Annotated in this window: 21 protein-coding genes; 15 read left to right on the top strand and 6 right to left on the bottom strand. The window is 52.3% G+C overall.

Annotated elements, in window-relative coordinates; all coding sequences use genetic code 11:
* Window positions 1-5 precede the first annotated feature (5 nt).
* Entirely contained in the window at window positions 6-614 is a 609-nt protein-coding gene (locus E3E32_RS07285; protein WP_167731178.1) for a hypothetical protein, read from the top strand.
* Between the two features lie 3 nt (window positions 615-617).
* On the opposite strand, the gene speD is transcribed toward E3E32_RS07285, so the two are convergent.
* Window positions 618-1043, bottom strand: coding sequence for an adenosylmethionine decarboxylase (gene speD, locus E3E32_RS07280; protein WP_012572704.1), 426 nt, complete (start codon window positions 1041-1043; stop codon window positions 618-620).
* Between the two features lie 307 nt (window positions 1044-1350).
* Between speD and E3E32_RS07275 the strand changes: the two genes are divergently transcribed.
* From E3E32_RS07275 to E3E32_RS07215, 13 genes are all read left to right on the top strand, one after another.
* On the top strand, window positions 1351-2268 hold the full coding sequence (locus E3E32_RS07275) for a protein translocase subunit SecF (protein WP_167731177.1): 918 nt from the start codon (window positions 1351-1353) through the stop codon (window positions 2266-2268).
* Window positions 2265-3788, top strand: a complete 1524-nt coding sequence (locus E3E32_RS07270) for a preprotein translocase subunit SecD (RefSeq protein ID WP_167731176.1) — start codon at window positions 2265-2267, stop codon at window positions 3786-3788. The genes E3E32_RS07275 and E3E32_RS07270 overlap by 4 nt, the downstream gene beginning before the upstream one ends.
* Window positions 3788-4483, top strand: coding sequence for a TrkA family potassium uptake protein (locus E3E32_RS07265; protein ID WP_167731175.1), 696 nt, complete (start codon window positions 3788-3790; stop codon window positions 4481-4483). The genes E3E32_RS07270 and E3E32_RS07265 overlap by 1 nt, the downstream gene beginning before the upstream one ends.
* A gap of 130 nt (window positions 4484-4613) precedes the next feature.
* Window positions 4614-4925, top strand: coding sequence for a V-type ATP synthase subunit H (locus tag E3E32_RS07260; protein ID WP_167731174.1), 312 nt, complete (start codon window positions 4614-4616; stop codon window positions 4923-4925).
* Between the two features lies 1 nt (window position 4926).
* Window positions 4927-6906 (top strand): V-type ATP synthase subunit I, encoded by a 1980-nt coding sequence (locus tag E3E32_RS07255; RefSeq protein WP_167731173.1) that lies wholly within the window; start codon window positions 4927-4929, stop codon window positions 6904-6906.
* 15 nt (window positions 6907-6921) lie between these two features.
* Complete coding sequence (locus E3E32_RS07250; protein ID WP_167731172.1) at window positions 6922-7410, top strand: V-type ATP synthase subunit K; 489 nt, start codon at window positions 6922-6924, stop codon at window positions 7408-7410.
* Between the two features lie 37 nt (window positions 7411-7447).
* Window positions 7448-8059, top strand: a complete 612-nt coding sequence (locus E3E32_RS07245; RefSeq protein WP_012572711.1) for a V-type ATP synthase subunit E — start codon at window positions 7448-7450, stop codon at window positions 8057-8059.
* Window positions 8060-8064: 5 nt separating this feature from the next.
* Window positions 8065-9165, top strand: a complete 1101-nt coding sequence (locus E3E32_RS07240; RefSeq protein ID WP_167731171.1) for a V-type ATP synthase subunit C — start codon at window positions 8065-8067, stop codon at window positions 9163-9165.
* A complete protein-coding gene (locus E3E32_RS07235) occupies window positions 9162-9470 on the top strand; it encodes a V-type ATP synthase subunit F (protein ID WP_167731170.1) in 309 nt (102 codons plus the stop codon). The genes E3E32_RS07240 and E3E32_RS07235 overlap by 4 nt, the downstream gene beginning before the upstream one ends.
* A 5-nt stretch (window positions 9471-9475) precedes the next feature.
* Complete coding sequence (locus E3E32_RS07230) at window positions 9476-11233, top strand: ATP synthase subunit A (protein WP_167731169.1); 1758 nt, start codon at window positions 9476-9478, stop codon at window positions 11231-11233.
* A gap of 5 nt (window positions 11234-11238) precedes the next feature.
* On the top strand, window positions 11239-12630 hold the full coding sequence (locus E3E32_RS07225) for an ATP synthase subunit B (protein ID WP_167731578.1): 1392 nt from the start codon (window positions 11239-11241) through the stop codon (window positions 12628-12630).
* Between the two features lie 27 nt (window positions 12631-12657).
* The gene (locus E3E32_RS07220; RefSeq protein ID WP_167731168.1) at window positions 12658-13311 is read left to right on the top strand and encodes a V-type ATP synthase subunit D; all 654 of its coding nucleotides are present in this window, start codon (window positions 12658-12660) and stop codon (window positions 13309-13311) included.
* A 43-nt stretch (window positions 13312-13354) separates the two neighbouring features.
* Entirely contained in the window at window positions 13355-14575 is a 1221-nt protein-coding gene (locus E3E32_RS07215; RefSeq protein WP_167731167.1) for a DHHA1 domain-containing protein, read from the top strand.
* Between the two features lie 148 nt (window positions 14576-14723).
* On the opposite strand, the gene E3E32_RS07210 is transcribed toward E3E32_RS07215, so the two are convergent.
* The 5 genes from E3E32_RS07210 to E3E32_RS07190 all read right to left on the bottom strand — a co-directional run bounded on the left by E3E32_RS07210 (window position 14724) and on the right by E3E32_RS07190 (window position 19194).
* Window positions 14724-15554, bottom strand: coding sequence for a 7-cyano-7-deazaguanine synthase (locus tag E3E32_RS07210; protein ID WP_167731166.1), 831 nt, complete (start codon window positions 15552-15554; stop codon window positions 14724-14726).
* 30 nt (window positions 15555-15584) lie between these two features.
* A complete protein-coding gene (locus tag E3E32_RS07205; protein ID WP_167731165.1) occupies window positions 15585-16274 on the bottom strand; it encodes a hypothetical protein in 690 nt (229 codons plus the stop codon).
* Window positions 16275-16331: 57 nt separating this feature from the next.
* Complete coding sequence (locus E3E32_RS07200) at window positions 16332-17201, bottom strand: radical SAM protein (RefSeq protein ID WP_167731577.1); 870 nt, start codon at window positions 17199-17201, stop codon at window positions 16332-16334.
* Between the two features lie 81 nt (window positions 17202-17282).
* Window positions 17283-17984: a dihydroorotate dehydrogenase electron transfer subunit gene (locus tag E3E32_RS07195; protein ID WP_167731164.1), complete on the bottom strand. Its 702-nt coding sequence runs from the start codon at window positions 17982-17984 to the stop codon at window positions 17283-17285.
* Window positions 17968-19194 carry a dihydroorotase gene (locus E3E32_RS07190; protein WP_167731163.1) on the bottom strand — a complete coding sequence of 409 codons (1227 nt, stop codon included), beginning with the start codon at window positions 19192-19194 and terminating at the stop codon, window positions 17968-17970. Before E3E32_RS07190 ends, E3E32_RS07195 begins: the two co-directional genes overlap by 17 nt.
* 424 nt (window positions 19195-19618) lie before the next feature.
* Between E3E32_RS07190 and E3E32_RS07185 the strand changes: the two genes are divergently transcribed.
* The gene (locus tag E3E32_RS07185) at window positions 19619-22018 is read left to right on the top strand and encodes an ABC transporter substrate-binding protein (protein WP_370456364.1); all 2400 of its coding nucleotides are present in this window, start codon (window positions 19619-19621) and stop codon (window positions 22016-22018) included.
* Window positions 22019-22052 lie beyond the last annotated feature (34 nt).

Genomic DNA, 22052 nt, shown 5'->3' with positions numbered 1-22052 from the left:
AGAGCATGGAGGTGCCGCTGAACCCGCTTGGAAGGGAGGAGATACACAGGCTCGAGAGTGTACTGCTCTTTGCAACCCTCTTCAGGCCCGAAGTGATAGAGCTCATCAAAGATCCGGCCGAGAGGCTCACCTGGGTCGACAGCCTGGCCGTTGCGGCCGGGGCGATAGCCAGAGAGAAGGCCGGCATGACAGTGAGGGAAATTGCCGATGAGCTTGGCAGGACAGAGGCAACCGTTAGAAAGCATCTCAAGGGTGAAACTAAAGCCGGCCAGCTTGTCAGGGAGACTTATGAGCTCATCAAGCAGGGCAAGCTCGACGAGCTTGTGAAGAACGTCGAGGTCTTGGCCAAGGGCGGCCAGCTCGTTGCCCTTGAGGAGTACGAGAGGCTCAGGAAGGAGAAGGAAAAGCTTGAGGCCAAAGTGGGTGAACTTGAGAGGGCACTGAGGGATGCTCTGGCTGAGAAGGATGAGCTTGAGAAGAAACTCAGAGAGTTTGAAGGATTAGCGGGGGAGCTCAGAAGGGAGAACGAAGAGCTTAAGAACAAGCTCAAGAAGGTAAGGGAGATAACAACCACCTTGGAGAAGAAGATAGAGGAGATTAAAAGTCTACTCTGAGGTTCAGCTCTTCTCATCTCCGTTCTTTCTCTCGAGCTTCTCTTCCCAGGTAAGAATCATGTGGGTGAAGGTCTCGTCGTCCTCCTCGATACCTCTCTTGATCTCTGAAACGTGAGCATACTGGGCCTTTATCTTGTCGAGGATGTAGTCAACGGCTTTTTCCGGATCCGCGGTGGTTCCGCAGGTGTAGACGTCGAGAGCGGCGTAGCCCTTCTCCGGCCAGGTGTGAATCGAGATGTGGCTCTCTGCAACTATGACCACTCCGCTGACACCGGTCGGTGAGAACTTGAAGAAATAGCTTGCTTTGACCTCCATTTTGCCTACTTTGGCAGCCTCGAGGAATATCTGTCTTATCTTGTCAGCGTTACCGAGGATCTCTGGATCGCAGCCTGCAGCCTCAACCACGTAGTGAAACCCTATCGTCTCCATGGCCTCTCACCTGTTGTTCCAGTAGAACCTACCCTTTTTAAAGTTAAGCCCTGAAGCGAAGAGACCTGGGCGGGTCTTTCGAGCGTTGAACTGTTCAGAACGGGTTTTGAATGCATCAAACTGACAGTTACTTGCCGTTTTTGAAGTTTCCCGTTGGTTACTGCATAAATGAACTTTCTACGATTCATTTGGCACATTTATCCGTTTTGGTGAACGGTGGCCATCTTTAAGCCTTGAACCACTAATTTTAAAACTCGTCAAGCGAACTAACGACAAGTTTTACAAAAACTCAGAACGGGGTGAAGGTATGTCGAAGTCTAAAACCAAGGACATTCCCACCGCCGGGGAAGCCGTTCGCGCTAAAAAGCGGCAGAAGCTGAGCTTCCTCGCAAGAATGGAATACAAAAAAATGATTACCTACCCGCTGGTGGTCTTTATAGTCGCCCTGATTCTTCTTGCAATTAACTTCCCTACGTTGGGAATAGACCTCCAGGGTGGTGTGGTGGTTACAGCCTATGGAATAGACGCAAACCCTGACGAGCTGGCTAAGTACATAAGCGACCAGATCGGCGTCGATGTGAGGGTTGAGAGCTTCACCGGCGTTGATACCAATGGTGTCAGGGTCTACGCTCCGGTTGGAACAGACGCCCTCAAGATAATCGATGTGATGAAGGTCAGATATCCAGACGCGGACTACACACACAGCGAAGTTCAGCCGACCTTTGGTAAGATTTCGCAGCAACAGGGAATAAGGGCCCTTATCTTTGCGTTCATTGCAATGGCCGTCGTTGTGTTCCTGTTCTTCAGGAACCTCGTCCCGTCGCTCACGATAATCTTCTCGGCCCTCTCGGACATGACGATAGCGGTTGCTATGATGGGGATTTTTGGGATACAGCTCACCACCGCGACGATAGCTGCACTGCTCATGCTCATTGGTTATACTGTCGATAGCAACATCCTTCTTACCACGAAACTCCTTAAGAGGAAGGAGGACACTATGGAGGATGCATATCTCGCGGCGGTCTCCACTGGATTCACCATGAGCACAACAACTCTCGGTGCACTCTTTATCCTCTGGCTCATATCAACATCTCAGACCATAGACAACATAGCGATAGTCCTCATCTTCGGTCTCCTCGCGGACTTCATGAACACATGGATGCTCAACGCCGGAGTGTTGAGGTGGTACCTTGACAGAAACGCCGTCAGGGGTGGTAACGAATGAAGAGAAGGACCAAAAAGCTCTTCCTTAACTGGAGGATAATCCTCCTCACCATAGTTCTCATTGGTTCAATTGCAACGCTCGCTGTTAGGCCGCTCACCTTCGGTATAGACATCGCCGGTGGTGTGGCCATTGTGGCCCAAACTGAACATCCCGTTGACGCTGACACCATGCAGCTTGTTGTTGATTCCCTCCAGAAGAGGCTGAACACCCTCGGTGTTAAGGACATAACCGTGGAGGCTCAGGGAGACCAGATAGTGCTCGTCAAAGTCGCCAACGTGACTACCCCTGAGGAGGCCAACCAGATCAAGAACGTCATCGAGAGCCAGGGTGTCTTTTACATGGAGTTTGGAGGTGTAATCTTCGGAACCGGCCGGGACGTTGAGTACGTGGGTATATACCAGATAAAGTCCGACAACACATGGGCCGTTCCCTTCAGGATATCTAAGAGCGCCGCTGAAAAGTTTGCCGAGCTGGCCAGGGGTAAGGCCGGCTGGCCTGTTGATATGTTCCTTGATCCGCCCGTTAACTCCCTCATTATCGTTTCAGAGAGCGTTTACAAAACCATGAACAGTTCGGAATTCAACGCTCAGGCTCCGGAAGCTCCGACCCTCATGGAGAGGATAACGAAGGCCTTCAACATAACCGTCGTTGTATATGCTAATCAGAGCGCTGATGAGATTGCCAAGCTCGCTGAGAGTAAGGAGAAGGTCGTTCTCGTGGACGTTCCTCAGGAGCTCCAGGCCGAACTGGAGAACGTGAATGTTACCGTGAGGTTCGTCCCGAGGAACCCGGGAGAGAGCGATCACTCTCTCATCGTCAGGGTCCTCGGACTTTATGGTCCATATTCGGTCGGTGAAGGTCTTGCAACCGGCGCTCCTCAGCAGGACGTTCAGATAACCGGAACTGCCCCGGACAGGCTCACCGCCGAGCAGGAAGCCAGCACCATCTATACCGTCCTCAAGAGCGGTTCGCTCCCGGTCAAGCTCACCGTTGTTGGCATGGAGTTCATTTCCCCAAGGCTTGGTGAGGGCTTCAAGAACCAGGCTCTCTACGCTGGAATAGGCGCCCTCATAGCGGTGCTCCTCATAGTCTACTTCCACTACAGGAACTGGAAGATAGCCCTACCAGTTGCCTCGACAAGCCTCTTTGAGGCCATAATCATCCTTGGCTTTGCAGCGCTCATCCAGTGGAACCTTGACCTGCCGAGTATAGCCGGTATCATCGCCGCAATAGGTACGGGTGTTGACCAGCAGATAGTCATAACCGACGAACTCCTCGGAGGAGAGAAGACCACGAAGATAACCAGGCGTTCCAGCGTGCTCAAGAGGATGGGTAGGGCGTTCTTCGTCATATTCGCCTCGGCAGCGACGACCATAGCGGCCATGAGCTTCCTGCTGGTCTACTTCGTCGGAACGCTCAAGGGTTTTGCCTTCACGACGATACTCGGTGTGCTCATTGGAATCCTCATCACGAGGCCGGCATATGCTGAAATAGCCAAATACATCCTCGGTGAGGACTGATGTTCGTCGTGATAATGGGCGCCGGAAGGGTTGGTTATCTCGTGGCGAAGATGCTCGAGGAAGAGGGTCACGACGTCACCATAATCGAGATGGACAAGGAGAGGGCCAAGGAGCTCTCCCTTCTTATTAACGGTCTCGTTATCGAGGGTGATGCGACCGATCCGAAAACGCTTGAAGAGGCCAACATAAAGCAGGCCGATGCATTCGCGGCTCTAACAGGTAAGGATGATGCAAATCTGCTGGCGTGCATACTGGCGAAGCACCTTAATCCAAAAATCAAGACCTCCCTCAGGATAGGAAACCCCAAGAACAGGCGCATCTTCGAAGAAGTGACTGACCTCAAGAGGTACTTCGACTTCGTCATATCCCCAGAGGAGATAGCGGCTGAGTACATAAGCAGAAACATTGTCACTCCGGGCTTTGACAGGGTGCTCTTCCCCAAGGAGGGAGCAGAAATAGTGCGCTTCACTATAGAAAAGGGTAGCGAGATAGCCGGAAAGCTTGTCAGGGATCTCAATATACCCAAGGATGCCCTCATAATAGCCATCTATGATGAAAAAGGCAACCTGATGATACCCTCTGGCGATACGAAGCTGCCAGAGAGAGGCCAGGTAATTGTCTTTGCCAAGAACAGTGTTCTTGACGATGTGAAGGAGCTTCTGGAGAAGAAAAAGTCTACTGAAAAGCTGGAGTAAGTTTGTGTTTTCTTTTTACTCTTTTGATTATCCATAAACTACCATACTTACCATAAACTATTTAAACCAATTAGGGAAGCCAAAGTTGGCGTGAGGAACACCTGTTTTCAGGGTCATTGGGGGGCTCATCATGGAGGATGTCATCAAACAGATTGTTGACGCTGAAAAGCAGGCCGAGGAGAGGATTGAAAGGGCAAAGGAAGATGCTAAGGCCATAGTCCTTAAAGCAAAGGAAGAGGCAAAGCTCATTGAGAGCAAAATAATCGAGGAGGCCGAGGAGAAGGCAAAGGCCCTCATTGAAAAGGCCCGCCTCGAGGGTGAGGAAGAGGCCAAGAAAATCCTCGAGGAGGGCGAGGCTGAGGTCGAGGAGCTCAAGATAAAGGCCACCACAAACTTTGAGGGGGCCATCTCCGCTGGCATAGAGCTCGTAAGAGGGAGCTGAGATGTTCAGGCCCGAAGAGATGGTCAAAATCGAGGTAATCACGCTCAACCGTTACAAGGATGCCTTACTGACTTACCTTCATGAGCAGGGTGTTGTGGAAATCAGGGAGCTGGAAGTCAAGGTTGCCCAGAAGGATTCCCCCAACGAGTACCACAGAAAGGCTGCCTCGTACAGCATAACTATTTCCAGACTGGTTGATTTTCTTAAAACCTACAGAAAGGCCAATGGCGGAGGAATAAGGGAGTTCTTCTTCCCACCCGAGAGGGCGAAGAAGACTTACAAATATGAAGGAATCGAGAGGCTCATAAAAGACGTTGAGGACTTTTTAAGCGTCGTCGAGCCCGAGATAAAGGCCGTCGAAGGTAAAATCACCGCGACTCAGACTGAGATCGAGAGGATAAAGGCGGACATAACGATTCTGGAGCTTCTTTCGGCGCTTAACCTTGACGTTTCCTATCTCAGGCCCACAGATATGGTCGAAATAGTCGTCGGAACCGTCGACAGGAACAAGTTCAACCCGCTCATTGAGGAGGTAAAGAAGGCCGCCGAGGGCAGGGTTGTCTTTGTCTCCAAGGATTTCAAAGACAAAGTTCTGGTCGTGTTTGCCTTCCTCAAGAGGGACTACGAGAAGGCCAATCCAGTCTTAGCCAAGTACTCCCTCGAGAGGGTTGAGGTTCCAGAGGGAGAGGGAACCCCACGGGAGCTCATAAAGGTCTACGAGGAGAAGCTTAGGGCCAAGGAGAGGGAGCTTGAGAAGGCCAAGAAGGATGCAGAAATGCTTGCGAAGAAGTACTACGAGGACGTGGTGTTCTACCAGGAGCTCATGGAGAACGAGAGGGACAAAGCGACGGTTCTTCCAATGCTCGCTAGAACCAACATGACATTTGCCATGACCGGCTGGCTCCCGAGGAGCGAGGTTCCGAAAGTTCTGGAGGGCATAAAGAGAGTCACCAACGGTAAGGCCTACATCAACATTATGGAACCGAGCAAGGAGGAGCTCGACGAGATTCCGATTAAGCTCAAGAACCCCAGCTGGGCGAGACCCTTCGAGATGCTTACCGAGATGTACGGTGTCCCCAAGTACAACGAGATTGATCCGACGCCGATAATAACCTTCACCTATTCGTTCTTTTTCGGTTTCATGCTCACCGACTTCATGTACGGCCTTATAATAGCCATAGTCGCTGCACTGCTCGTCAAGGGCCACAGGAAGTTCAACGATGGTGCATACAAGTTTGCCTACACTCTGCTCATTAGCGCGGCCTTCACCATGATTATGGGTGTCCTCTTTGGTAGCTACTTCGGCAACGCCCTTGACTTGGCGGGCTTCAACGTTTGGCGCAAGTGGGACAGCATGACAGACGCGCTGGTAGTCCTCCAGCTGGCGCTGGCGATAGGCCTAGCTCACCTCTTCACTGGCTATACAATAGGCTTCATAGTCAAGGTGAAGAACGGCGAAGTCAAAGACGCAATCCTCGACCAGCTCTCATGGATGCTCATAATACTCGGTGTTGTCTTCCTCGCGCTCGGAATGACCGGCAAGGAAGCCCTCACCCTTCCGGGCAAGGCTCTCTTCGGGGCTGGCCTAGTGCTCTTCACAATCGGCGAGTTCAGGAACGGTGCATTGGCTGTGCTGTTGACCATCTCGGACTTCTTCGGCTTTGTCGGCAGCTGGCTCAGCTACGCAAGGCTGATGGCACTGGCCTTAGCTACCGCTGGAATAGCGATGGTCATCAACATCCTCGTCCAGATGGTCTGGGGTGTTAGCATAGGTCCAGTTCCGATAGGCATAGTCATTGGTCTCATCCTCTTCGTTGGCGGCCAGCTGTTTTCGGTCGCCATCAACGCCCTCGGAGCGTTCGTCCACTCGCTCCGTCTCCAGTACGTTGAATTTTTCGGGACGTTCTACTCAGGTGAAGGCAAGCCCTTCGAGCCTTTCAAGGCCAAAAGGGAGATCTCAAAGTTAGAGTTTGAAGCTTAAGGAGGTGTTTGAGAAATGGACCCGATAGTTTACGTATCCCTTGGTGCGGCACTCGCCGCTGGTATAGCAGGTGCAGCCTCGGCGTTCGGTGTCGGAATAGCCGGTGCAGCCGCTGCCGGAGTGGTCGCTGAGGACGAGAAGAACTTCAAGAACGCCCTCATCCTTGAGGGTCTGCCAATGACCCAGAGCATTTACGGACTCATTACGCTGTTCCTCATCCTGATGGTCTCAGGAATCCTCGGTGGCGGCTTTAAGTTCACCGACCCGAACAACTTGGACAACATAGTTAAGAGCGCCATACTCCTTGGTGCTGGCCTTACCGTCGGCCTTACCGGTCTCTCGGCCATACCACAGGGTATCATAGCCAGCGCAAGCATCGGCGCGGTTGCCAAGAACCCGAAGACCTTCACCCAGGGTATCATATTCTCGGCTATGGCCGAGACCATGGCAATCTTCGGTCTCGTTGGAGCCCTTATCATGATAGTTACCGGAGTCGGCTTCTGACTCCCAAACTTTCTTTATAGCCTAAGGAGGAAGGAGGATGGAAGGAGCAGAGCTGATCATTCAGGAGATAAACAGGGAGGCGGAGCAGAAGATACAGTATATACTCAGCGAGGCTCAAAAGGAAGCGGAGAAGATTAGGGAGGAAGCGAGAAAGAGGGCCCAGGCCAGAGCTGAGTGGATACTCAGGAAGGCCCAGACCCAGGCTGAAATAGAAAAGCAGCGCATAATAGCCAACGCCAAGCTTGAGATAAGAAAGAAGAGGCTCGAAGTTCAGGAGGCCCTCATCCAGGAGGTCATAACGGCCCTCCGCGAAAGGCTCGCCGAACTTCCTGAGGAAGAGTACTTCCCGATGCTCGTTGATTTAACTGGCAAGGCTGTCGAAGAGCTTGGAAGCGGCAGCGTCGTCGTGAAATCCAACGAAAGGACATTGAAGCTCCTGGAGGGCAGGCTCGACGAGTTCAAGAAGGCTCTCACTGAAAAGCTCGGGAGGGACGTTGAAGTCACCCTCGGTGAACCGATCACCACAATCGGCGGCATCCTCGTCGAGACCCCCGACAGAACTGTTAGGGTAGATAACACCTTCGAGTCCAGGATAGAGAGGTTTGAGGGCGAGCTCAGGGCGGCAATAGCCAAGGCTCTCTTCGGGTGAGGCTAATGGAGACAGGAGCGGTAACTGGAATCCTCAACACTACTCTGGCGGTGGTGTTCACCTGGGTGGGCTACAAGACAGCAAGGATAATCTGGAAGTATACCCCCTACTCCTATCCGAACGCGAGGATTAAGGCCATGGAAGCGAAGCTCCTCAGCGAGCAGAGGTTCAACGAATTGGCCGAGAGCAGAACCCTCAACAACTTCGTGGTCAGCCTGGAGGACACCGACTACAAGGACTACCTTGCGAGCGTTTCAAACTACACCGTTGAGGAGATTGAGAGGGCCTTGGAGAGAGCTTTGGCAGGCACCTACGAGTTAATGGTCACTATCCTCCCGAAGAGGGTTAACCCATTCTTTAGGCTCCTTCTGGAAGAGTGGGACGTCAGGAACATAACCAGCGTCATCAAGGCGAAGATGGTAAACGAACCGGCGAGCGACTACGTCGTCGAGATTGGCACAATGCTTCCCAAGGTTAAAGCTATGGCAGAAGCAAAGACCATGGAGGAGATACTCGTCATACTGGAGGGCACACCCTACGAGGAGCCATACCAGAAGCTCCTGCTCGGCGAGATTTCCCTTAAGGAGTTTGAAACTGAGCTCTACAGGATGCACTACGCTAAGCTCTTGAACTACGCTCTCTCGAAGAAAGAGGACGAGAGGGTTATCCTAGAGGAGTTTGTCAGACTCAAGATCGACAAAACCAACATACTCACAGTGCTGAGAGCGAAGGCTGCAAAGATGGGTGCAGAAGAGATAAAGCCGCTTATAATACCCGGTGGAACAATTAAGCTCGACTCCATACTCCACGTCGATGACCTAAGCATGGCCTTAGCCGAGCTCGACTCCACCAGGTACGGGGCGGTAATCAGGGACGTCAGAGAGGAGGTCGAGAGGGACTTAAGTGTTCTCGAGAGGGCACTTGACAGGCACATAAGGGAGAGGATGAACGAGCTTACACGCTTCTACCCGCTCAGTGTGGCGACATCTCTAAGCTACATCCTTCAGAAGGAGCGGGAGGTCAGGAAGCTCAGGGCTATTGCGAAGCTCATAGATGACGGAGTTGAGCCAGAGAGGATAAAGGAATTCGTGGGTGATGCCGCATGAAGATAGCAGTGCTCGGAGACAAGGACACGGCTTTGGGCTTCAAGCTCGCTGGCGCTCACGAAGTTTACTCCTTTGAGGACACTCCGCTCGACATGGAGAGGCTGAAGAACAAGCTCAACGAACTTGTTGAGAGGGAAGATATCGGGATAATCCTGATAACCGAGAGATTCGTCCAGAAGATTGAGCTTCCCGACGTTACGTTTCCAATCATCCTTCAGGTGCCGGACAAATCCGGCTCCAAGTTCGGGGAAGAGGCAATTAAGGAGATAGTTAGAAGAGCCATTGGTGTTGAGCTGAAGAGGTGAAGGAAATGGGAAGGATAATTCGTGTTACGGGCCCACTCGTCGTGGCTGATGACATGAAGGGCGCTAAGATGTACGAGGTCGTCAGGGTCGGCGAAATGGGACTCATCGGAGAAATCATTCGTCTTGAGGGAGATAAGGCAGTCATCCAGGTCTACGAGGAAACGGCAGGCATAAGGCCGGGCGAGCCGGTCGAAGGAACCGGTGCTTCGCTCAGTGTCGAGCTTGGTCCCGGACTGCTCACCGCAATGTACGACGGTATTCAGAGGCCGCTTGAGGTTCTCAGGGAGCTCAGCGGCGACTTCATTGCGAGGGGTCTCACAGCTCCGGCCCTCCCGAGGGACAAGAAGTGGCACTTTACCCCTAAGGTTAAGGTCGGCGACAAGGTCGTCGGTGGCGACATCCTTGGTGTCGTCCCGGAGACCAGCATCATTGAGCACAGGGTTCTTGTTCCACCGTGGGTCGAGGGTGAGATAGTTGAAATTGTCGAAGAGGGCGACTACACCATTGAAGAGGTCATAGCCAAGGTCAAGAAGCCCAATGGTGAGATAGAGGAGCTCAAGATGTACCACCGCTGGCCGGTCCGTGTCAAGAGGCCCTACAAGAGGAAGCTTCCGCCGGAGGTTCCACTCATCACTGGACAGAGGACGATAGATACCTTCTTCTCCCAGGCCAAGGGTGGAACTGCTGCCATTCCCGGTCCGTTCGGTTCAGGAAAGACCGTTACCCAGCACCAGCTTGCCAAGTGGAGTGACGCCCAGGTCGTCGTTTACATAGGCTGCGGTGAGCGCGGAAACGAGATGACCGACGTTCTTGAGGAGTTCCCGAAGCTCAAGGATCCGAAGACCGGAAAGCCTCTCATGGAGAGAACCGTTCTCATAGCCAACACCTCGAACATGCCCGTCGCTGCGCGTGAGGCTTCCATCTACACCGGAATCACCATCGCCGAGTACTTCCGTGACATGGGCTACGACGTCGCTCTCATGGCCGACTCCACGAGCAGGTGGGCTGAGGCACTCCGTGAGATTTCCGGCCGTCTCGAGGAGATGCCCGGTGAGGAAGGTTATCCGGCCTACCTTGCCAGTAAGATCGCCGAATTCTACGAGCGTGCCGGTCGTGTCATAACCCTCGGAAGCGACGAGAGGATTGGAAGCGTTTCCGTCATCGGTGCAGTCTCGCCGCCGGGTGGAGACTTCAGCGAACCGGTTGTTCAGAACACCCTCCGTGTCGTCAAGGTCTTCTGGGCTCTCGATGCTGACCTGGCCAGGAGGAGGCACTTCCCGGCAATCAACTGGCTGAGAAGCTACTCACTCTATGTCGACTCCATCCAGGACTGGTGGCACAAGAACGTTGACCCCGAGTGGAGGGCAATGAGGGATAAGGCTATGGAGCTCCTCCAGAAGGAGGCCGAGCTCCAGGAGATTGTCAGGATAGTCGGTCCTGACGCTTTGCCGGACAGGGAGAAGGCGATACTCATAGTCACTAGAATGCTCCGTGAGGACTACCTCCAGCAGGATGCCTTCGACGAGGTCGACACCTACTGCCCGCCCAAGAAGCAGGTAACTATGATGAGGGTTATCCTCAACTTCTACGAGAGGACCATGGAGGCCGTTGACAGGGGCGTTCCAGTCGACGAGATAGCCAAGCTCCCGGTCAGGGAGAAGATAGGTCGTATGAAGTTCGAGCCAGAGATTGAGAAGGTTGCCGCACTGATAGACGAGACCAACGCTCAGTTTGAGGAGCTCTTTAAGAAGTACGGGGCGTGATGCTCATGCCGGGAATGGAGTACTCAACCGTTAGCAAGATTTACGGACCACTCATGATAGTACAGGGCGTTAAGGGAGTCGCCTACGGTGAGGTCGTTGAGATAGAGACCGAGAGCGGCGAGAAGAGGAAGGGACAGGTTCTCGAGGCAAGGCAGGACCTGGCTATCGTCCAGGTCTTCGAGGGAACTAGAGACCTCGACATAAAGACAACCCGTGTAAGATTCACCGGCGAGACGCTGAAGGTTCCGGTCAGCATGGACATGCTCGGAAGGGTGTTCAACGGTATTGGTAAGCCCATCGATGGCGGCCCTGAAATCATTCCTGAGGACAGGCGTGACGTCCACGGCGCTCCCCTTAACCCTGTCGCCCGTGCCTATCCGAGGGACTTCATCCAGACCGGTGTTTCGGCCATCGACGGAATGAACACGCTCGTCCGCGGCCAGAAACTGCCCATCTTCAGCGGCTCAGGTCTTCCCCACAACATGCTGGCTGCACAGATAGCCAGACAGGCAAAGGTTCTCGGCGAAGAGGAGCAGTTCGCCGTCGTCTTCGCTGCGATGGGTATTACCTACGAGGAGGCCAACTTCTTCAAGAAGAGCTTTGAAGAGACCGGAGCAATAGAGAGGGCAGTCCTGTTCCTCAATCTCGCCGACGACCCAGCAATCGAGCGTATCATCACCCCGCGTATGGCACTCACCGTTGCCGAGTACCTCGCCTTCGACTACGACATGCAGGTTCTAGTTATCCTCACAGACATGACCAACTACGCTGAGGCCCTTCGTGAGATCTCCGCCGCTCGTGAGGAGGTTCCGGGTAGGCGTGGCTATCCAGGTTACATGTACACCGACTTAGCCACCATCTACGAGCGTGCTGGTCGTGTGAGGGGCAAGAAGGGAAGCATTACCCAGATGCCTATCCTCACCATGCCCGACGACGATATCACCCACCCGATTCCAGACCTCACCGGTTACATCACCGAGGGCCAGATAGTTCTCAGCAGAGAGCTCTACAGGAAAGGTATCTATCCACCAATCGATGTCCTTCCGAGCCTCAGCCGTCTGATGAAGGACGGTATCGGTAAGGGCAGGACCAGGGACGACCATCCGCAGCTCAGCCAGCAGCTCTACGCCGCCTATGCCGAGGGTAGGTCCCTCAGGGATCTCGTCGCAGTCGTTGGTGAGGAAGCCCTTAGCGAGACCGACAGGAAGTACCTCAAGTTCGCCGACCGCTTTGAGAGAGAGTTTATCGCCCAGCGCTACGACGAAGACAGGAGCATCGAAGAGACCCTTGACCTCGGCTGGGAGCTCCTTGCTGAGCTTCCGGAGAGCGAGCTCAAGCGTGTCAGGAAGGAGTACATCCTCAAGTACCACCCCAAGTACAGGAAGAGGGAGGGCTGACCTCCCTTCAACCTTTAGGTGGTCGAGATGGCAGAGCTGCTCAACGTCAAGCCGACCCGTATGGAGCTCCTGAACCTCAAGAGGCGCATTAAGTTAGCCAAGAAGGGCCACAAGCTCCTCAAGGACAAGCAGGACGCCCTTATCATGGAGTTCTTTACCATCTACGACGAGGCCCTAAGCCTCAGGGAAGAGCTCGGCAGGAAGATGGAGGAGGCCTTCAAGGCCCTCCAGATGGCGGAGATAGACGTCGGAATGCTCCGCCTTAAGGAGATAAGCCTGAGCGTTGAGCCCAACAAGGAAGTTGATATTAAAAAGAGGAACGTCATGGGAGTTTCAGTTCCCCTTATAGAGGCGGAATCCTTCAGAAGGAGCACCAGCGAGAGAGGGTACGCCTTTGTCTCTAGCTCGCCGAGGGTTGACTTGGCCGCGGAGAAGTTCGAGGAGGTGCTTGATCTAGCCGTCCGTCTCGCTGAAGTCGAGGAGACCCTCAAGAGGCTCGCCAGAGAGATTGAGGTCACTAAGAGGCGTGTCAATGCGCTTGAATACATCATAATTCCAAGGATGGAAGCTACCGTCAAGTTCATCAAGCAGCGCCTCGACGAGATGGAGCGCGAGAACTTCTTCAGGCTCAAGCGCGTTAAGGCCCTCATCGAGGCTAGGGCACAGGCCGAAGGTTCATGAAAACCCTTTTATTTCTCGCCTCCCTTCTTTTAACGGTGATGGCATGACAGTTAAGCTGTTCTACGAAAACCCCTATCTCTGGGAGGCTGGAGCTACAGTTCAGAAGGTTGAGACTGACGGAGAGAAAGTCAGGATACTCCTCGACAGAACGATATTCTATCCAGAGGGAGGTGGTCAGCCCTCTGATCGGGGCTGGATACTCGGTGAGGACTTTAAGATAGAGGTGACTCACGTTTCCGGCAAGGATGAGATATGGCACGAGGGCAAGCTCAATGGCAGACTTCCAGAAGTTGGAGAGCCTGTGAGGCTCCTCCTCGACGCTGAGTGGCGTTACGAGAACATGCGCCAGCACACTGGCCAGCACATTCTTTCTGCAGTTTTCAAAGAGCTCTGTGATGCCAACACAACCGGCTTTCAGATATTTGAAGACTACAACAAGATCGAGATAGACTATCCCGGCCAGCTCACCTGGGAAACTGTTTCCAAGGTTGAAAAGAAGGCCAACGCCATAGCCTGGTTTGACCTGCCCATTGGGGTTGAGTTTCACGAGGAGCTTCCCGATGAGCTGAAGGGTAAGCTCAGGAAGGAGCTCTCTGACAAGGTCACGCCTCCCATAAGAATAGTGAGTATTCCAGGTGTCGATGTGATTCCCTGCGGTGGTATGCATGTAAAAAGCACACGGGAAGTCGGGATAATCAAGGTGGTGAACTTCTACAGAAAGAGCAAGAAACTCTGGCGCATAGAGTTTGTGGCTGGAAACCGGGCCCTCAAATACCTTAACAAGCTCCTATCTGACTACTGGGAGAGTCTCGATGAGATGCCCAACAAGAACCGCCCCCTCGTTGAGCGTGTGAAGGATCTCAAAGCGGAGCTCGATAAACTCGAGGAGGAAAAGGATAATCTAAGGAAAGAACTGTGGGAGTGGAAGGCAAAGGCTTTGCTCGATAGGGCCGAGGAGATTGGTGGAGTGAGGATTGTCTCCCACATTGAGAGTGCCGACATGAAGGACGCTCAGGCCTTCGTGGTTTACCTCGTCGACAAGAACCCGGGAACAATCGCTCTCGTTGTAGGAAAGAACTACGTAATCTTCGCCAAGAACAGGGACGTGGAAGGGATATCGATGAACGAGCTCCTTAAGGAAGTCCTCGCCAAGGTTGGCGGTGGCGGAGGTGGGAGCGAGGTGCTGGCAAGGGGAGGTGGATTTAAACTCCCACCAGAGGACGTTCTGAGAACAGCTCTGAACATTCTGAAAGCTTCCCTCTAGTGATGCTACCGACTCTTTTTCTTCACAACTTGTGGCTACTTTCCCAGGCTTTAGTCCAATGCAACACTTTATAAACGTTTGCGCCATAGGAGTAATTTGTTCCCCCATAAATTGAGGATAAAATAAAAGCTTCACATGAATTAAAGCATTACTCTAGTATTGACATATCAAGTCCAAGCTTGGAGTACACGAGCTTCCTCTGCTTCTCAGGCACTTTGGGCTTCGCCACTTCCCTCTCGGCTTTCTCCCTATCCAGCAGGCCATAGCGGACAAGGGCAGCTATCCTTCTGTGCTCGAAGCTGTGGCCGTGCTTCTCCCAGTAGCGCTCCAGAGCTGGTCCTAAGACGAGGCAGTTGGTGGTATAACCTGTAAGTTCGGGGAGCTTGAATGGGAGATTTTTGAGTATCTCAAGCCTCTCGCTCTCTGGCATCAGGCTTAGCAGTCTTATCTGCATCACACCGCCGCTCATGAGCCTGTAGGGATGATGTCCAAAGGGAAGCTCGTGCCCAGTGATTATGTAGCGGTAGCCCTTTTTGAGGGCGTATTTTCTGAGCCTCTCCATAGTCCTCTTGGAGCAGCGCCTGCAAGGTGACTCCGCCTTTAACAGAGCTTCCCTGAAGATGTCGGAATAGTCGTAGCGCAGAATTCTGAAAGGGACGTTGAGGTGCTCGGCTATCCTTTTAGCGTTTTCTATCGCCTCTTCCGCCATGAGGCCGTGATCTATCATGACAGCCTCAAGTTCTGGAACCTTGTAAACTTCTTTGGCAAGATAGAGAGCCACTGTGCTGTCTTTACCGCCTGAAAAGGCGAGAATGGCTTTATCTACCTTTTTCATTAAATCCTCGAGTTCTTGCCTTATGGCCTCTCTGTTGAAGGGGTGCCTCATGTAGACCTGACACTCCCTACATATCGGCTTTCCGTCGAGGATATCTATCTTTGCCGTTCTCTCGTCGTGAATGCAGAGTGAGCACTTGAGCATGATGGAAAGAAAGAAGGGCAGTTTAAAAAATTACCTTCTGGAGAATCTTCCCTCTTTGAGGAGTTCCTTCCCGGGAAGCTTTGACCGGGCCGTTTCCCCAACCTTTTTGACTTTTTGCCTTCCTGCTCTGCCCGTGAAGAAGCCCACAGTTATCATTGCGTTTCTTAGGAGTATTCCCTGGTTGTTTCTAGTTATGAGCCGCCCGAAGAGCACTCCAAAAGCCAAGCCGCCCAGCCAGAGGAGTATGATGAAGCTGTTGGCACTCATACCGTTGGAGTTGAGCGTCACTGAAAGGGTCTTGTACACCAAAGCGAAAGCTACCACAAAAATAGTTTCGGTGAGAATGGACAGCTGGGTAGCTTTTCCAACGAGAGCCAGAACTCTACTATCATCAGTATACTGCTCTATGAGCCGGGTATCGTGGAGGCCATAAACGAGAGTTCTCGTTATGTTTGCCCCGCTCCTGAAGGCAATGAAGCCGAATATCGCTGCAATCCAGCTAGCGTTCTTCAGCTGCCAGAAGGCCCAAGTCCCAACTGCTATCCAGACAATGGTATAAAACTTTTCCAGGTCCTTCTTTTCGTTTTCGGATATCTCAAGCCTGAGCAGCTTTCTCCACGTCATTCCGGCTATGCTACCAAAGAGCCTGATAAATATAATCATAACATTAATCAGGAGAAATCCCAGCAGAAAAAACCACGCAAGAATCTCATGGAGCATGGCGCTCACCGAAGGGTGTCTTGGAAAATAAAAATACTTAAAACTTGCGAGTAGTAACTAAAGAAGCCGCTTCCTCTTCACAAGAGGGGCAACGTCCCTTGCAATCCTTCTCGCGCTGAAAAGCGTCAGAGGATCCATTGTCCGATATATCGCCAGCTGACAGCCGCTTATGCGGACATCTATATATTCCTTCGCCTTCATTGCGGCCTTGAGATACTCCCGGATACTTTCTGCCCTCTCAAAGTCAAGACCTGCTTTTCTCAGCCGTTCAACGTTCAGCTCGTGCACCGTTAGCGGCTGGAGCATCATCTCGTCCACGCCAAGTGAAGCTGCTAATTCGGCTATCTTTGGTATGTCCTCGTCGTTTATTCCCGGCATGAATATCGTCCTAACGATGGAGCGAACTGACTTGTCGGCTCCGACTATTCTAAGGGCGTTCACAACGTTGTCGAAGGTGTCAGCGTTGGTTATGGCCAGGTGCTTCTCCCTGGTGGCCGCGTCGAGGCTTATCATAACGAGGTCAAAGTCCAGTTTCTGCCAGAGCTCTTCCGTTAAGAGGGAACCGTTGGTCTGTAGATCAAGTCTGGCCTCCGGAAACCTCTCGCGGAGCATTCTGTTGACTTTCACTATCCTAGGTGAAAACAGTGGCTCCCCGTACTGTGAAACCGTTATTGCCTTTGGGTTTTCCCAGCCGTAATAGCCCGGCTTCGGTGCCTTTCCAAGCTTTACTGCCACGTTTGAATAGCAGAATATGCAGTCGTGGTTGCACGCTGGAGTAAGCTCGTAGCTTGGATGATGAACCGGATTGGGATTGCTCAGATCCAGTCCCTGACAGAACTGACAGTGGGACGGATAGACCAGATCGTCAACGAACCTCTTTAACAGTCTCGCCTCTTCGTTCTCCAGAATCTGAGGCTCAACGCCCATTTTTCTCGCGAATTCTTCCCACGAATATTTCACGGTTCTCACCGAGGGTGGAGGAGAAAAGGAGTTTAAAAATATGATTGGTCAAAGAAGTTCCATGAGCTTTGAGCCGTCGAAGACGGGACCATCTTTACAAACGAGATATGGTCCCAGTGCACAGTTGCCGCATACTCCTATGCCGCACTTCATGTACCTCTCCGCGGAAACTTGGACGTTTCTGTAGTCCATGATCCGTAATACGGCTTTTAGCATAGGCTCCGGGCCGCAGGCGTAGATTTGGTCGAATTCTTCTTTCCTCTCTGCGAGAACATCCGTCGGAAAGCCTTTTCTTCCAGCCGAGCCGTCGTCGGTGGTTACCACGATTTCATCGACGTATCTCTCGATGTCCATGAGCGCCAGTTCTTCCTTTGTTTTGGCACCGTAGATGAGCGTGATTTTCTCGAACTTCTCTGCGTTCCGCTTGGCGAATGCGTAGAGCGGTGGGAGGCCTATGCCGCCGCCGATGAGGGCTATTTTCTTCCCCTTTGGATCGAAGCTGTTGCCATATGGGCCGCGGATCCAGATGTAATCTCCTTCGTCCAGCTCAAAGAGCCTGCTCGTAAACGGCCCAACGCGCTTGACGACTATGAAATCCCTATCCGCTAGGCTGAAGGGCTTTTCCCCAACCCCAGGAAGCCATGCCATGATGAACTGGCCCGCTTTGAAATCAAAGTCCCTCTCAAATCTAAATGCCTTCACGTCCCTAGCAACTTTCCAAACTTCTCTGAGCTTAACCCTTTCCAGCATTGATCCTAACCCCCTGCGGCTTTCCTATGATTTCATCTTCCTCCATAACAACGCTCCCACGGAGAACGGTCATTACGACCTTTCCTCTAAGCTTTCTACCCTCCCATGGACTCCATTTTGCTTTGGTGTAGAACTCCTCTGGCTTTACGACCCACTCCTCTTTCATATCAATGATAGCGAAATCCGCGTCCTTCCCAACCTCCAGGCCTTTGTTTCTTATTCCAAATATTCTAATAGGATTAGTGTGCATCTTCTCGACGATGTCCTTAAGACTGATCATCCTTCTGTTCGCAGCATCGAGAAGTAAGGCAACTTCGGTTTCAAGTCCTGGAATCCCTGCAGCCCCATTTTCCTTGTCCTCAAGTGTGTGTGGGGCGTGGTCACTCGCTATGATTGGGATCTTGCTGAAGTTCTTCCACATGAACGCTCTGTCACTTTCCCTTCTCAGAGGAGGGTAAACTTTGAGAAGCGGGTTCCTCTCGTAGTCCTTTCTCGTGAGAAAGAGGTGATGGGGTGTCACCTCAAAACTCACCCACGGAAGGTTTTTCTTCATGATTAGCTTCATGCCATCGGCTGTCGAGACGTGGCAGATATTGAGAGGCTTTTTCAGCCTTTCCGCTGCTTCGAGAGCTTCTTTTATTGCCCTGACTTCAGCCTCCGGTGGTCTCTCTGGTTTTTCCCGAATTATTCTTGCGTCTTCGGCATGAACGCTGACTATACCGGGCGCACAGGCGTAGTCACTCTCAAAGTCCTCAGAATATATGCCCCCTGTAGAGGTGCCCATGAATATTTTGTAGAAGCCTGCCTGTACTTTTTTTGCCTCTTCGCAATTCCCGGCGATGATGAAACTTATGACATAGTCCGCGTAGGATTTTCTCCTGAGCGTAGCCTCGCGGAACTCAAAGGTCTCCGAGTTAGTTATCGGTGGGTCCGTGTTGGGCATGTCAAAAACTGTGGTTATCCCGCCGTGTAGGGCTGCCATTGTTCCTGTTCTGATGGTCTCCTTTGATTTCTGCCTGAAGTCCCTGAGATGGACGTGAACATCTATCAATCCGGGAAGGATAATTCTTCCCCGGTCAATCTGTAGCACATCTTCTCCCCTCAAGTCACTGCGGGAAATTCGGGAGATTCTACCATCGAGAATCCCTATGTTTCCTTCTATCAGTTTTCCATCTTTCAGAAGCTTTCCTTTTAGAACTAGGTCATACATAGTGCCCGCACGGGGATGAAGACCTAAGGATTTTAAGTTTTTTGCCCCCTTGCCTATTTCCCTGACTGTCTAAAAGGTAGCTAACGATTTTTTCGGCTTTCCCCATAATTGTGAAATCTTTTTTTCGTGATTTATCTTGTTTTAACTATTTGTTTTTAATAAAACTGTCTCTAGAAGACGCAAATTCAAAATAAGGCAACAAAAACTTTAAAACTGGTGATCTCTGCCAGGAATGCTTTTTTTCATTGGGAATACTTTTACAAGAACGTAACCCTTAAATAGGCTTTCAATGTATATTGTCATGCCATTATACACCACATGTGGCAACATTGCCAAAAAATGAAGGAGGCAGTGGAATATGAAGAAGGCTTTGGGATTGTTTGTTATGGGTCTGATGTTGTTTAGTTTGTTTTTTGTGAATCCAGTGAATGCAGTGGACTACACCCCCAAGGACATACCGCTTGACACTGCTACCGAGAGGTTCAAGGCTGACCTCCAGTGGTACCTCCAGTACGGCCACTTTGTGATTAGCAATGGTCCATACATCCTCGTCATGTACTCTCCGGAGAACCTTTACCTCAAGCTTGAGAAGTTCAATGGTGCAAGGACCATCTACACAGATACCCTTCCGAAGGATGGATACGCTGATGTTATTGAATACCAGGGTGTCCAGAACCCCGAGAATGTCATTCTCCAGATCGCCAAGGGTGAGTACGACCTTGGTATGTTTGCCTTCCCGGCTGGTAGGTACCAGGGTCTTGGTGCCGATGTTCTTACCAACCTCAACCTGTACAAGAGTGCCAGCTCCTACAATGAGCTAACCTTCAACACCTATCACGACCCAGACAAGGATGCTCCGATCGTCACCGTTGGTGACCAGGTTTATTTCAACCCGTTCGCCATCAGGGAAGTTAGGTTTGCCATGAACTGGCTCATCGACAGGGACTACATCGTCCAGAACATCTACCAGGGTAGCGGTGCTCCAATGCTTGGCTGTATCAGGCCCAGCCACCCGGCCAACAAGTACTTCGAGCCGGTCTATCAGGCCCTTGGAATGAGCACCAGCGGCAACGAGGATCTTGCTCTCAAGATGATTGACGATGCCCTGAACAAGGCTGCCCAGCAGGTTGCCCAGTACGGTTACACCCTTGAGAAGAAGGATGGAATGTGGTACTTCAACGGTGAGCCCATTACCATCAAGTTCATCATTCGTATCGAGGATGAGAGGAAGGAGATTGGTCTCTACGTTGCCGACCTCCTCGAGAAGAAGGTCGGATTCACTGTTGACAGGCTCCTCTGGGACAGGCAGAAGGCCGGTCAGGTCGTCTTCGCCAAGCCGCCCAGCAACTACGAGTGGAACATCTACACCGGTGGATGGGGTACCAGCGGTATCCCAAGCGTTTGGATTGACGACTACACTGCCTGGTTCTATGCTGCCTGGTACGGTTACGTTCCGGGTGCCGTCGAGCCGAAGCACGTTAACACTGTGACCGTTGAGGAGGCCCTCAAGTACATCGGCAACGGCGATGTTAACGCTGGCCTCCAGAAGCTCGGCACTGAGTATTACAAGAACGCTGACAGCCTTGGCCCGATGCTCAAGTGGACTGAGGAGGAGCTTACCTACCTGCTGACATACTTCACCACGTCAGGTGCTGGTGATACCCCACACATTAACCCGGACCTCATTCCGGAGGAGCCAATTACGATAACCACTGCCGGCCAGTACTGGGATCTCCAGAAGATAAGCATGCTCATCGGCGTCATGGAGAGCGAGAGGGTCTTCCTCATTGAGACCTGGGAGTTCTACCCGGCCAACAAGCAGAGGGTCGTTAAGATTATCCCTGAGGCCAGCACCGGTATCGGCCAGCGCTGGAGCATCATGACCGCTGAGACTCCGGACAAGCACCTTAAGATTGCCCAGTTCGCTTCAACCGGTGCTATGTTCATGAGCGCTTTCAACCCAGTTGGCGGTCTGAGCGACGTTTACAGCGTCAGGGTCTGGAACTTCATTAGGGACTTTGGTGGTACCACCAACTTTGACGGTATCTACACCCCGTACAGGTGTACCTGGACCCTTGAGAGGGGCGAGTTCACCGTTCCTGAGGACGCGGTCATCTACAACCAGACTCAGGGCTGGATTGCTGCCAACGCTGGCTCCACTGCCAGTGTTAAGGTCACTGTCAAGTGTGACATCGGCGAATGGCACAACGGCGTGAAGGGCAGCGTTGACGACATCAAGTACTACATTGCATTCCTCTATACCTGGGCTTACAAGGACGGTGCTGACGACCCGTACTACGACGAGGGCCTTGGTGGAACCGCCGCTGCACTCCAGAACGTTCTCGGCTTCCAGTGGACCGACGACGGTTACGTTGCCTACGGTACCTACGAGCACCCGCTCGCCGACGACATGACTGCAGGATTCTACATCTTCTACCCGAGCCTCCCGTGGGAGCTCTACTGGGCCATGGGTGAGCTCGTCGCCAAGAGCAATGAGTACGGCATTGACAAGACCTACTCCTTCAGCAGCGCTGGAGAGGGTGTCCTCTGGCTCGACCTCCTCACCAAGGAGCACGTCGACGACCTCGCTACCGTCATCCTGAAGATCTCTGGTCTCACCTGGGACGATGTTACCAAGACTCCGACCACCACCTCACCGGAGACCACCAGCCCAGAGACCACCAGTCCGGAGACTACGACCACCCAGCCGGAGACCACCACGACCACCGCCCCACCGAAGGACAACACGACCACCTATGTCGTCGTCGGCCTCGTGATAATCCTCATTGCCGGCGCAGCCTGGTACTTCACCAAGAAGAAGTGATTTCGTTCTTTCCCCTTTTTTGTTTCTGTTTTGT

The organism is Thermococcus sp. GR6 (genome assembly GCF_012027415.1).
Lineage (GTDB): Archaea > Methanobacteriota_B > Thermococci > Thermococcales > Thermococcaceae > Thermococcus > Thermococcus onnurineus.
The sequence above is the reverse complement of the archived record's forward strand: the minus strand, read 5'-3'. Positions and strand labels throughout refer to the sequence as shown.

Coding starts and splice junctions, on each gene's coding strand:
- E3E32_RS07270 (WP_167731176.1), top strand. CDS start 2,265: ATGAAGAGAAGGACCAAAAAGCTCTTCCTTAACTGGAGGATAATCCTC.
- E3E32_RS07230 (WP_167731169.1), top strand. CDS start 9,476: ATGGGAAGGATAATTCGTGTTACGGGCCCACTCGTCGTGGCTGATGAC.
- E3E32_RS07210 (WP_167731166.1), bottom strand. CDS start 15,554: ATGCTCAAGTGCTCACTCTGCATTCACGACGAGAGAACGGCAAAGATA.
- E3E32_RS07240 (WP_167731171.1), top strand. CDS start 8,065: ATGGAGACAGGAGCGGTAACTGGAATCCTCAACACTACTCTGGCGGTG.
- E3E32_RS07200 (WP_167731577.1), bottom strand. CDS start 17,201: ATGGGCGTTGAGCCTCAGATTCTGGAGAACGAAGAGGCGAGACTGTTA.
- E3E32_RS07260 (WP_167731174.1), top strand. CDS start 4,614: ATGGAGGATGTCATCAAACAGATTGTTGACGCTGAAAAGCAGGCCGAG.
- E3E32_RS07235 (WP_167731170.1), top strand. CDS start 9,162: ATGAAGATAGCAGTGCTCGGAGACAAGGACACGGCTTTGGGCTTCAAG.
- E3E32_RS07190 (WP_167731163.1), bottom strand. CDS start 19,194: ATGTATGACCTAGTTCTAAAAGGAAAGCTTCTGAAAGATGGAAAACTG.
- E3E32_RS07285 (WP_167731178.1), top strand. CDS start 6: ATGGAGGTGCCGCTGAACCCGCTTGGAAGGGAGGAGATACACAGGCTC.
- E3E32_RS07205 (WP_167731165.1), bottom strand. CDS start 16,274: ATGCTCCATGAGATTCTTGCGTGGTTTTTTCTGCTGGGATTTCTCCTG.
- E3E32_RS07275 (WP_167731177.1), top strand. CDS start 1,351: ATGTCGAAGTCTAAAACCAAGGACATTCCCACCGCCGGGGAAGCCGTT.
- E3E32_RS07245 (WP_012572711.1), top strand. CDS start 7,448: ATGGAAGGAGCAGAGCTGATCATTCAGGAGATAAACAGGGAGGCGGAG.
- E3E32_RS07250 (WP_167731172.1), top strand. CDS start 6,922: ATGGACCCGATAGTTTACGTATCCCTTGGTGCGGCACTCGCCGCTGGT.
- E3E32_RS07220 (WP_167731168.1), top strand. CDS start 12,658: ATGGCAGAGCTGCTCAACGTCAAGCCGACCCGTATGGAGCTCCTGAAC.
- E3E32_RS07255 (WP_167731173.1), top strand. CDS start 4,927: ATGTTCAGGCCCGAAGAGATGGTCAAAATCGAGGTAATCACGCTCAAC.
- speD (WP_012572704.1), bottom strand. CDS start 1,043: ATGGAGACGATAGGGTTTCACTACGTGGTTGAGGCTGCAGGCTGCGAT.
- E3E32_RS07225 (WP_167731578.1), top strand. CDS start 11,239: ATGCCGGGAATGGAGTACTCAACCGTTAGCAAGATTTACGGACCACTC.
- E3E32_RS07195 (WP_167731164.1), bottom strand. CDS start 17,984: ATGCTGGAAAGGGTTAAGCTCAGAGAAGTTTGGAAAGTTGCTAGGGAC.
- E3E32_RS07215 (WP_167731167.1), top strand. CDS start 13,355: ATGACAGTTAAGCTGTTCTACGAAAACCCCTATCTCTGGGAGGCTGGA.
- E3E32_RS07265 (WP_167731175.1), top strand. CDS start 3,788: ATGTTCGTCGTGATAATGGGCGCCGGAAGGGTTGGTTATCTCGTGGCG.